Genomic DNA, 10,969 nt, shown 5'->3' on the forward strand with positions numbered 1-10,969 from the left:
GCGTTGAACGCTATCCTGTGCATTAACAAAACGATAATCAAGCATCAGTGCTACGCCTTCATCAAACCAGGTCGGGATTTTTGTTTTGGTTTTCCACCAGCCTACACGAGTCATTAATTCATCATGCGACATTTCATGGGCAATCACATCTGCATTGAGTCCATCTTTATTTAACACTATCCATGAACCTACGGGTGTGCCTATGGTACAACCTGCCCCCTCTGATGTACGGCAATATTGCTGATACTTTTCCAGATTATCGCAAAATATAATGGTTGCTTCACCTTTCTGGCTGCCCCAAAAACCTTCTACACGTTTTTTAGCAATTTTAATATACTTTTTTAACGAATCCTGCTGTTTTAAAGTAGTACCAGTAGCTATATATACACCAGATTGTAAAGCATTGAAGTTATCGTACTTTACTAAAGAGCAGCGCAATACCTGCGGAAAAACCGAGATAAAAAGTAAAAAACAAAAGAATAGAAAGATAAATATGGGTTTCAGGAATCTCATTATTCTGTTAACGTATGATAACTAACTGAAAGTTCGCGCTATAAGATGTATGTTATTAAAAGTTTATGACGTAATTTTGGCAAAATTTTTTAATCACCTTACGACTTAAAAATATATGTATCAAATTATCCAACCGATTCACTCATATCTGGCATATCTTACTTTATTTCTATTAGCTTTTGCTACACTGAATGGAATGATGGGGTCAAGTAGTCAGAAAGCTTTTGAAGAAAAGCATTTAAGAATCAATAAATTTGCCCTCATAGCTACGCATACCATGTTTCTGTTAGGTGTTATTCTGTTGTTTACTTCTCCTATTACACAGGCTGCTTTTGCCGATATGAAAGCAACAATGAAAGACCCCTATTATAGATTATATGCCGTTGAGCACCCTACTATTAATTTACTTGCCGTTATTTTAGTAACTATCGGCAATGCCCGTGTGAAACGTGCAGTGGGTAATGGAAAGAAATTCAAGCAAACCATGATTTTCTTTGGTTTGGCTTTAGTGTTATTATTAACTCGTATCCCGTGGAGTGCATGGCTTGGGTTAAATTAATCTGTAGCAAACCTATGTGCATTTAGCAAGCATAGTATTTACAGAAGGTAATTACCAAATAAAGTTTATCAGATAATTTATGTTAAGACCATATTTAGGAAATATAGGGCATTTGTCCATTATTGTTGCGTTTGTTGCTGCCTTAGTTTCTACGTATGCCTATTGGCAAGCGAGCCGCCCGACGGCACAAGTGTTGAAAGATGTGGCTACCGATTGGCTCAAATTTGCTCGTCGTGCTTTTTATGTGCATACGGTGGCTGTTATCACGGTTTGTGCTTCATTGCTAAGTATTATTTTCAATCATTATTTTGAGTATCATTATGCCTGGGATAACTCTTCATGGAGTTTGCCTTTGGGCTATGCTGTTTCCTGTTTCTGGCAAGACCAGGAAGGAAGTTTCCTGCTCTGGATGTTCTGGAATGTGATTGTAGGCGTGATATTAATTAACTCGTCTTTACGAAAAAACAAGGCTTTAGAAGCACCGACACTCACTGTGTTTACATTGGTACAGACTTTTCTGGCCTCTATGATTTTGGGCGTGGTTATTTTCGGAGAGTTTAAGGTGGGTAGTTCTCCATTCTTGACCCTGAGAGAATCAATGCCTGATATTCCGATTTGGAAAACCAACCCAGACTTTATTCCGAAAGATGGCAATGGTTTGAACCCGTTGTTACAAAACTACTGGATGGTCATTCACCCGCCAACAACTTTTTTAGGGTTTGCTTTAACCTTAGTGCCTTTTGCTTTTTGCATGGCAGGTTTATGGAGAAAACAATATACCGAATGGATAAAACCTGCCTTACCGTGGACATTGGTAGCCGCAGTAGTATTAGGTACAGGTATTATGATGGGAGGTATCTGGGCCTATGAAACCCTCAACTTTGAAGGATACTGGAACTGGGACCCGGTTGAAAATGCGGTATATGTGCCCTGGCTGGTATTGGTAGCAAGTTTCCATACGATGCTATTAGCCCGAAAAAACAGTTCAGCTTTGAAGTACACCATTATTCTGGTTATTGCCCAATATATTCTCATACTTTACTCTACATTTTTAGCCAGAAGTGGAGTATTGGGGAATGCATCTGTACACTCATTTACCGATTTGGGTCTATCGGGGCAGTTGCTTTTATATTTATTTACCTTCATTATTGCCGCAGTTGCTTTATCAATAGTCCGTTGGAAGCATTTGCCTAAAGATGAAAAGGAAATATCAACTTTCTCACGTGAGTTCTGGATTTTCATGGGGGTATTGGTATTGAGTCTGGCGGCTTTTCAGATTATTGTTACTACCTCTATTCCGGTATATAACAAAATTGGAGAAGCCTTTGGGGTAAAGCTAAACATGGCTTTACCAACCAATCAGGTTGAACACTACACTCGTTTTCAGATGTGGTTTTTTATAGTAATTACCATTCTGACAGGGATTGCACAGTTTTTCTGGTGGAATCGGGTGAAGAAAGAAAACCTTTCCAAGTTGTTGAATCCGCTTATTATCACGCTTTTAATTACGGCGCTTGTTATCACCTTTGCTAAAGTAAACAACTGGCAATATATTATTGTATTAACTGCCGCTACCTTTAGCATCGTAGCCAATGCAAGTATTCTGACAGATATTATTAAAGGTAAATTTAAAGTAGCTGGAGGAGCCATTACCCATATCGGCGTTGCTTTAATGCTTATTGGTATTATGTTTTCGTCGGCCTATGAAAAAATCGTTTCTTTGAATTTTTCAGGCGCAGAAATATTTCAGGGCAATGACAAGGAGAACAAAGAAAATGCCTTGCTCTGGTTGAATCGTCCGACTGAATTCAGCGATTTCTCTTTTACTTATAAAGGACAATTTGTAGATGTAAGAAAAGTTCCGGGCTATATTGAGAAGAAATATATTATGCCTGTGCCGGGTAGCACCTTTAAAGGTATTGCCCGTGCTGATGTGGTAGATGGTGATAAAACTTTCTATAAACGTGGCGATACCTTAGAGTATGAAGCAGAAAATACCTACTATCAGGTAGCTTATACCAACAAAAATGGTAAGAGTTTTAACCTGTATCCACGCTTTCAGATTAATGAAAAAATGGGTAATGTAGCTTCACCTGATATTAAAAAATTCTGGAATAAAGATATTTATACACATGTGCGCTTTGTAACCTTAGACGAAGACAGAGAGTGGAGCGTGCCAGAAGAATTTACGGTAGCAGTAGGTGATACGTTTTTTGTGAACGATTATGTGGCTGTTTTAGAAAACGTAGAAGGAGTAAGGGAAGTAGATGGCATGCAACTCAATGAGGGCGATGCCGCTGCAAGAGCCATTGTAAAAGTTTTAGACAGAAATGTGGCGATAACTATGCGACCTGTGTTTGCTATCAGAAACAAGGAAATCTGGAGTAAACCGGAAGTAAACACCGAAATGGGTTTGCGCCTGCAATTAACTAAAATTGACCCGGCTACAGGCAGGTTTACGTTCTCGGTAAGTAGGGGGCAGCGTGAGTTTATTGTATTAAAGGCTCTGGAGAAGCCTCATATCAATTTACTATGGTTTGGGTTTTTGTTAGTCATTATAGGCCTTACGCTTTCAGCTGTCAGGAGGTTTGTGATAGTCGGCGCTGAATAAAAAATGCCGGATTCTGGTAGAGACGTATTGATTAGGATTTAAGAAGTAAGCGTTCTTTCGTAGAGACGCAATACGTTGGTCTCTACGAAAAAACAATAAAATTTTAAAGATCCGTCTTTACTCAAAACCCATTGAAGACGCCAGGCATGTCGTCTCTACAAAACGCCATTTTTAGATGCCCTAACCCTACCATATTACACAATAGCATTCATCATTTATGACCTTTTTAGAAAACACTTACCAGAAGTTTGAATCAAAAATCACTATTTTCTTAGAGGCAAGCAATTGGCAGTGGCGTGTGGTAGTCGTTTCAGGCATGATGATGCTATTGTCGTTTTTTAACAATACAATGCCCTTCGATGATTTTAAGTTGTATTACGAAGAAGTAATTGTGAAGCGAGATGAGTTCTTTCTATATAAAGTAACCAGAGACCGGGCAAAGAATCTGACTGAACATAGAGTATATTTAGAACCTGCTTCTAATAACCGGGTTTTTCGGCTTACCCTTCCGGTAATTGTAAAAGTATTGCACATCAGACACGTGAGTATCTTTATTTATGGCCTACAATTAGTATTAGGTGTTTTACTGTATTTCCTGCTGACAAGATTTCTGTTTCAGTTGCTCAACGATAAAGTAGCTACGTTTCTGTCAATGATAGCACTATCCTGCATTTATTTTGGGAGTGCATTTTTTATTGAGAACTGTGGTTATGGAGATTTTTATACTTTTTTCTTCCTGTTCTTAGGGATGTACTTCCGCAATCCGCTCATTATTTTTGCTTCTATTTTTGCGGCTACCTGGTGCGACGAACGCGCGGCTGTTGCCAGCGGATTGGTATTTTTATGGTGGTGGATTTCGCCAACGATTAAAGATAACCGGAAAATAAGTTTTATACCAAGCTGGCAGATGATAACAGTTGCTTTGGGCGTTATTGCTTATGGAGGCTTGCGGCTATATCTGATGAAATATGTGGGTATGTCGGCTACTTACAAAGAGGGTGAGTTTATGCAGATGATACACGATAGCTGGCGCTCTTTTGGCTTTAAGTTTACCTGGGTTTTAGAAGGGTTCTGGCTCGTGATGCTGTTGGCTTTCGGTATTTTATATAGCAATAAAGAATACCAGAAACTGATATTGGTTGCGGGCGGTACACTGGCGATGGTTTTTTTAGGTATGACTACTTATGACTCTACCCGAAGTGGCTCTTATGTATTCCCGATGATTTTTTTAGGGCTCATGATTGTACAGACTCAATTGAGCAACCGACAACTCAGAATTGTATTAACACTGGTGGCTTTACTATGCTTTTTACACCCATTAGCCACTAAAACCAGAGGCGTGGGGTATTTTCTGATGTAACACGGAATGGTATTCCGTGGAATGCTGGGTGGCATGGAATGATAAGAAAATGCCAGTCTTTGTGGCTCAACTCGATTTTTTTGATTCCGATAATGCTTAGAATTCTTCTCTGCTTCTTCACTTTTCAGGCATTTGCACAGATTCCTACCAATACCTGGCGGACACATAACAACTATGTCAATCTGAAAGGACTTGAGATAGTAGAAAAAAAAGTCTATGCTTTTTCTGAAAATGGTTTCTTCTACTTCGATAAAACCAATAATCAAGCCATTAAATTATCTAAGGCTGACGGGCTTACAGAAGCTAACCTTACACAAATCAGATACAGTCCGGGTTTAAGAAAACTATTAATTGCCTATGACACAGGTAACTTGGATTTAATTGAGATTGATTCAGACGGCCTAATGGGCGATATTCATAATATCGACTTCATAAAAAATACTGGTACCATACAAGGGAGTAAACATATCAATGCCATTGAGTTTCAGGGAGATTTTGCCTATTTGGCCAGTGATTTCGGACTGGTGGTTTTAGATACTAAAAAATCAGAAATCAAAGAAACTTATCAGAATATTGGTGATGGAGGTAAGGCTGTCAGTCTGAAACAAATAGCTTTTGCAAGAGATAGCATTTTCGTTAATACACCAGAGGGCATCTTAGGCGCAAAGTTCGCTGCGAATATCAACCTGCAATTTTTCGGTAACTGGAAGTCTATTCAGGATAATGAGTTATTTAAAACCCAACAGTATCCACAAGACCTCCTTGTGATTAATCCTCAGGAAATAGAAACTGATGCCGAAGGTAAAGCCTGGATTGCTGACGGGAATAATGGGTTAATAAGTAACTGGGAAGGGACGTTCAAAAACTACTCACCTAATGGACCTAAAGGAGAAATCAATAATATTTTTTATCTGCAATCGAAAATATACACGCTGGGAATAACCGGTAATGTATTTGAAAAAAATGAGTGGCAAACTATTTCTTGGAATCAGATACCTACGTATTCAGATGATATAATAGATGAGTATGGATTTCGTTGGCAAATTGTTGCTAATGGGGTAAGGGTAACTGACGAAACTAATAGCCAAACACGCTTATATACCATTGGTAGAAATGCAGGGAATCTACCGAGTAGTACGGTTAATACCATTGCTATTGATAGAGAAGGAACTATCTGGATAGGTACGAATGACGGCATTGCAGGGGTGGTTCCGGCAAGAGATATTTTTACAAGGCTGGTTGATGCCTATACACCTTTCAATAGCCAGGGAAGAAGAATATTATTACAGCAAACCGTAAAAAAAATTGTGGTTGACGGAGGAAATAGGAAATGGATTGGAACAAACAATGGATTAAACTTATTCGTACCCACAGTTGATGAATTAACACAAAGTTTCACGGAGAGCAATAGCCCATTGCCTACCGATGAAATAACAGATTTGGCTATGGATGTAGTAAGCGGTGAAATTTTTGTGCTGACGCCTAAGGGTTTACTTTCTTACCAAAGCGATGCTTCTGAATCCAAAGAAGATTTGAATGAGGTGAAGATATTCCCAAACCCTATCCGCTCTGACTATCAGGGAATAATGACGATTTCGGGTTTGAGAGAGAATAGTGCCATTAAAATAACAGATGCTGCCGGAAGATTGATTTATGAAACGAAGTCTAATGGAGGAACGGCTTCCTGGAATTTACACAATTCAACAGAAAGCCGTTCAATCTCAGGTATTTATATGGTTTTTTGTATTGCCGAAGATGGCTTTGAAAGTTTCGTCGGCAAAGTAGCCGTGGTTAAATAGTTATTCTACTTTTTTCAGCGTTACATAAAAATTCTCATCTAATTTTAAATCGGTTACATCTTTCTTTAATGCTTTCCAGCCTGTAGTCGGGTAAATAAAATCCATTTTTTCTCCATTTATAGAGACCTTTACAGGCATATCAAATCCATCAATGCAATTTGCCCATTGGTAAGATATTTTACCCTTTTCAATTTTATATTCTAATACCGGAATACGAATATCTCTGAGGTACTGGTCAAAAACCTTACTAAAATCTTTGCCACTATTCTTTGATACATAGTCTTCAATCTGTTTGCTTACCACAGTCTGATGATAGAAAGTTTTATTCAAGCCTCTTAATACCTGTCTCCAACGTTCATCATCATTCACAATCTGGCGCATAGTATGTAGCATGTTACCCCCTTTATAATACATATCACCCGAGCCACCATGATTCACATTGTATATGCCTATAATCGGTGTTTTGTTCTGAATGTTTTTTCTGCATCCAATGACATAAGCGGCTCCGGCTTCTTTGCCGTAATAATATTCAGTAAACAGGTTTTCAGAGTAGTTGGTAAAACTCTCGTGTATCCACATATCGGCTATGTCTTTATAAGTAATATTGTTGGCAAACCACTCATGACCCGATTCGTGTACAATAATAAAATCCCATTTCAAGCCCCAGCCTGTGCCTGATAAATCCCTGCCTAAATAGCCATTCTGGTATTTATTGCCATAAGTAACCGAACTCTGGTGTTCCATGCCCAGATAAGGCACATCAACTAATTTAAAGCCATCTTCATAGAAAGGATATGGCCCAAACCAATGTTCAAATGCTTTGAGCATCATCGGTACTTGCTTGAATTGTTCTTTGGCTTTTTCCAGATTTTCAGGCAACACATAATAATCAAGCGTCAGTTTACCTTTTTCTCCATCGTAAGTCTCATTAAAATGTTCGTAATTCCCAACATTCATATTTATACCATAGTTATTGATAGGGTTTTTTACAAACCACTCAAAAGTCTTGGTGCCGTTGTCATTGTTAATGACTTTACGCAAACGTCCGTTTGAAATATCTTTCAGTTTTTCGGGTACGGTTATACTAATCAGCATACTGTCGCACTCGTCATACATATGGTCTTTGCAAGGCCACCAGGCACTGGCACCCAATCCCTGACACGAAGTAGCCACGTAGTCATTGCCCTCTTTATCTTTCACCCATTGTACCCCGCCATCCCAAGGCGGTCGTTTCGCTACAATAGGCTTGCCTGAATAATGTACCACAATAGATTCGTTCTTACCCTTTTCCTGCTTTTTTTTCAGGGTAATCATGTAGGCATTTTTGCCATCTAATTTATAAGAGAGTTCTTGTCCGTCCTGCGTTACTTTATCTACTTTAAGTGGTGGTTGCAAATCTATCTGAATCACCTGATAAGGCTTTAGTACTTCATAAAATACCGTAGTACTACCGGAAAGTGTTCTTTCGGGTGGATTTACCGTTGTACGGAGTTCGTAATATTTTAAATCCCACCAGCTTCGTTCAGGAGTAATACTTCCACGTAAAGTGTCGTCACGGCTGAACTCCGGGGTTTTAATTTGTGCACAAGCTGTAAATACTAAGAAGGTGTTGATAAAGAGTAATGATGCTTTTAGCAATTTCATATGTAATCGATTTTATATTAAGCCAAAGTTAGTTGAAATTCTTTATTTTGTAGAAAACAGGAAAACAATTTCAAAAATTGTGTTTTTTGTGAATATCTCATTAAACCATCAAATAAATTCAGGTTTTGAAAACTGTTTTTTGATAAAAAATGTACTAAACAAAGAAAGGAGGCTTTATTTTAAGTATAAATCATCAGAAAAGTGTTTGGCTTCTCTGCTATTAAGTAAAACATGAAACAAACCAAAGACCCTTACGCCGCCCTGCGGTATCCCGAATTCCGGTATTTTGTTACGGCACAATTTTTATTTACCATAGCTATTTTAGTTCAGGAAGTAGTAGTGAGTTATTATCTGTACGAAATCACAAACGACCCTCTTTCTTTGGGATTAATCGGACTTTTTGAAGCCATTCCCTATATATCTCTGGCGTTATTTGGCGGGTATTTTGCCGACCGCAAAGAGAAAAGGACTATCATACAGATTTGCTACGGAATCATCATTATGTGCTCTTTGCTTTTGCTTTGGGTAACACATCCTTCAACCGAGCATGGTTTCAGTATCTTGCAGCAAAAAAACTTTATTTATCTCACCGTTTTCTTTTTGGGAGTAGCGAGAGGTTTTTATGGACCGGCTTGGTCTTCGTTAAAACCTTTTTTAGTTTCGGCAGAACATTATTCTAATTCTGCTTCATGGGGTAGCCAATTCTGGCAAATAGGGTCTATTTTAGGCCCTGCCTCAGCCGGATTTCTCTATAGCTGGTTAGGGCTTACTAATACACTGATTTTGGTAATTGTATTTTTTCTGGCTGCCTTTGTTTTTGTATCTCAAATCTCAAAAAAAGGTATTCAGAATATAGAAAAACAAGCAGATGTATTTAGTAGTTTAAAAGAGGGAATAAAGTTTGTGACTGGCAACAGAATACTATTCTATGCCATTCTATTAGATATGTTTTCGGTGCTATTTGGTGGAGTAGTGGCTATTTTGCCAGTCTTTGCGAAGGATATTTTGAAGGTTGGAGCAGAGGGACTGGGCATTATGCGGGCGGCTCCGGGTTTAGGGGCGGTGTTAACTATGCTGGGCACTGCCTATTTTCCACCTACCCGTCAGGCTTGGCGCAATATGTTAATTGCCGTTACAGGTTTTGGTTTAGCCACATTGGTTTTTGCGGTCTCTACACAATTCTGGTTGTCGGTGGGGGCATTGTTTCTGACAGGGGCGTTTGATAGTGTAAGTGTAGTAATCAGACAAACCATTTTACAGGTACTACCACCGGATGATATGCGTGGCAGGGTAAATTCGGTAAGTGGTATTTTTGTGAGTTGTTCTAATGAGTTAGGTGCCTTTGAATCAGGCGTCTTAACCAAGTTTATAGGGGCAATACCGACAGTTATTTTTGGCGGAGTAATGACTTTAGTGGTGGTGGGAGTACTTTTCTTTCGCTCGAAGGAATTGTTTTCAGTTAAATTGGAAAAGGCCTTAAAAGAATAAAACAAAGGTCATTCAATAGGCTCTCCTTTAATAGGGTAACGATTTGATTAGCAATATTTTAGCAAATAAATAAACCCCGAATATGCACGAACTTGACATATTTCGGGGTTTTTCGTATTTTTCTTCTGCTAAGAATTAAAAATACAGATGCAAGGTACATTATTTGATTTGGATTCTCCAAATTTTTCCAGATTGCACATTTTCAAGAATAAGACAGAATTAGGTGCGATTTATCAAACCATAGATTGGGTAGCTTTAGACAATCTTCTTCCAAAAAAGAAAACCAAAGTTGGTTCTCCTTCCATTTTACCACCACGAGGATATTTTGGTTTAATGTTTCTGAAGCATTATCTGAAACTGAGTGATGAAAAGCTATTAGAGCGATTAAATACTGACTGGGCTATACAAATGTTTTGTGGCATTCAATTGTGTGATAATCAAATGGTTCGGGATAATGCTTTTGTCTCTAATGCACGAACTTACCTGGCAAAGCATATTGATTTAGGCGTTTTACAACAAACCCTTATTGCAAATTGGAAGCAGGAAATACCTGATAAACAAGTAGTACTAATGGATGCTACCTGTTATGAGTCTTATATTCGCTTCCCTACAGATGTGAAATTACTTTGGGAATCTTGTCAATGGTTATGGGAAAAACAGATTCCCACCCTGTGTCAAACTTATCGAATCAAATTACCTCGCTCAAAGTTTAAAGACCAAAAGACTAAATATATCTCTTACAGCAAACTGCGAAAGAAAAGCTATAGAAAAACCAGAAGCAGGCAAAATGCTTTACTAAAATTGTTGGATAAAGGAATAGAAGCCTATCAATCCCTGCTCAATCAAACTCAAGCGAAAGGATTAAGTATGGTAGACGCTGAAACATTTAAGACCATTAAACTGGTTTATCAACAGCAAAAACAGCGATACTTACACCCACAAGCCAAGATACCAAACCGGATAGTAAGTTTGTACAAACCCTACCTCAGACCCAT

7 protein-coding genes and 1 pseudogene are annotated in these 10,969 nt (G+C 38.5%); 6 read left to right on the forward strand and 2 right to left on the reverse strand.

Annotation, left to right across the window (positions count from 1 at the left end; all coding sequences use genetic code 11):
- Positions 1-513 (reverse strand): annotated as a pseudogene (locus EWM59_RS26410) (hypothetical protein); the annotation flags it as partial.
- Between the two features lie 115 nt (positions 514-628).
- On the opposite strand from EWM59_RS26410, the gene EWM59_RS26415 reads away from it, so the two are divergent.
- From EWM59_RS26415 to EWM59_RS26430, 4 genes are all read left to right on the forward strand, one after another.
- Positions 629-1,072: a hypothetical protein gene (locus tag EWM59_RS26415; RefSeq protein ID WP_130024221.1), complete on the forward strand. Its 444-nt coding sequence runs from the start codon at positions 629-631 to the stop codon at positions 1,070-1,072.
- 79 nt (positions 1,073-1,151) lie between these two features.
- Positions 1,152-3,683, forward strand: coding sequence for a cytochrome c biogenesis protein CcsA (gene ccsA / locus EWM59_RS26420; RefSeq protein ID WP_130024222.1), 2,532 nt, complete (start codon positions 1,152-1,154; stop codon positions 3,681-3,683).
- A gap of 217 nt (positions 3,684-3,900) precedes the next feature.
- A complete protein-coding gene (locus tag EWM59_RS26425) occupies positions 3,901-5,043 on the forward strand; it encodes a hypothetical protein (protein WP_130024223.1) in 1,143 nt (380 codons plus the stop codon).
- A 92-nt stretch (positions 5,044-5,135) separates the two neighbouring features.
- On the forward strand, positions 5,136-6,842 hold the full coding sequence (locus EWM59_RS26430) for a PorZ beta-propeller-like domain-containing protein (protein ID WP_165372310.1): 1,707 nt from the start codon (positions 5,136-5,138) through the stop codon (positions 6,840-6,842).
- Here EWM59_RS26430 and EWM59_RS26435 read toward each other — a convergent pair whose 3' ends face one another.
- Positions 6,843-8,486 (reverse strand): M1 family metallopeptidase, encoded by a 1,644-nt coding sequence (locus tag EWM59_RS26435; protein WP_130024225.1) that lies wholly within the window; start codon positions 8,484-8,486, stop codon positions 6,843-6,845. It lies immediately after the preceding gene.
- Positions 8,487-8,717: 231 nt separating this feature from the next.
- On the opposite strand from EWM59_RS26435, the gene EWM59_RS26440 reads away from it, so the two are divergent.
- Entirely contained in the window at positions 8,718-9,974 is a 1,257-nt protein-coding gene (locus EWM59_RS26440; RefSeq protein WP_130024226.1) for an MFS transporter, read from the forward strand.
- Positions 9,975-10,121: 147 nt separating this feature from the next.
- Positions 10,122-10,969 (forward strand): transposase (locus tag EWM59_RS26445; protein ID WP_130022580.1); only part of this gene is annotated, 848 nt, incomplete at its 3' end.

Origin of the sequence: Emticicia agri (assembly GCF_004168285.1) — a bacterium.
Taxonomy (GTDB): Bacteria; Bacteroidota; Bacteroidia; order Cytophagales; family Spirosomataceae; genus Emticicia; species Emticicia agri.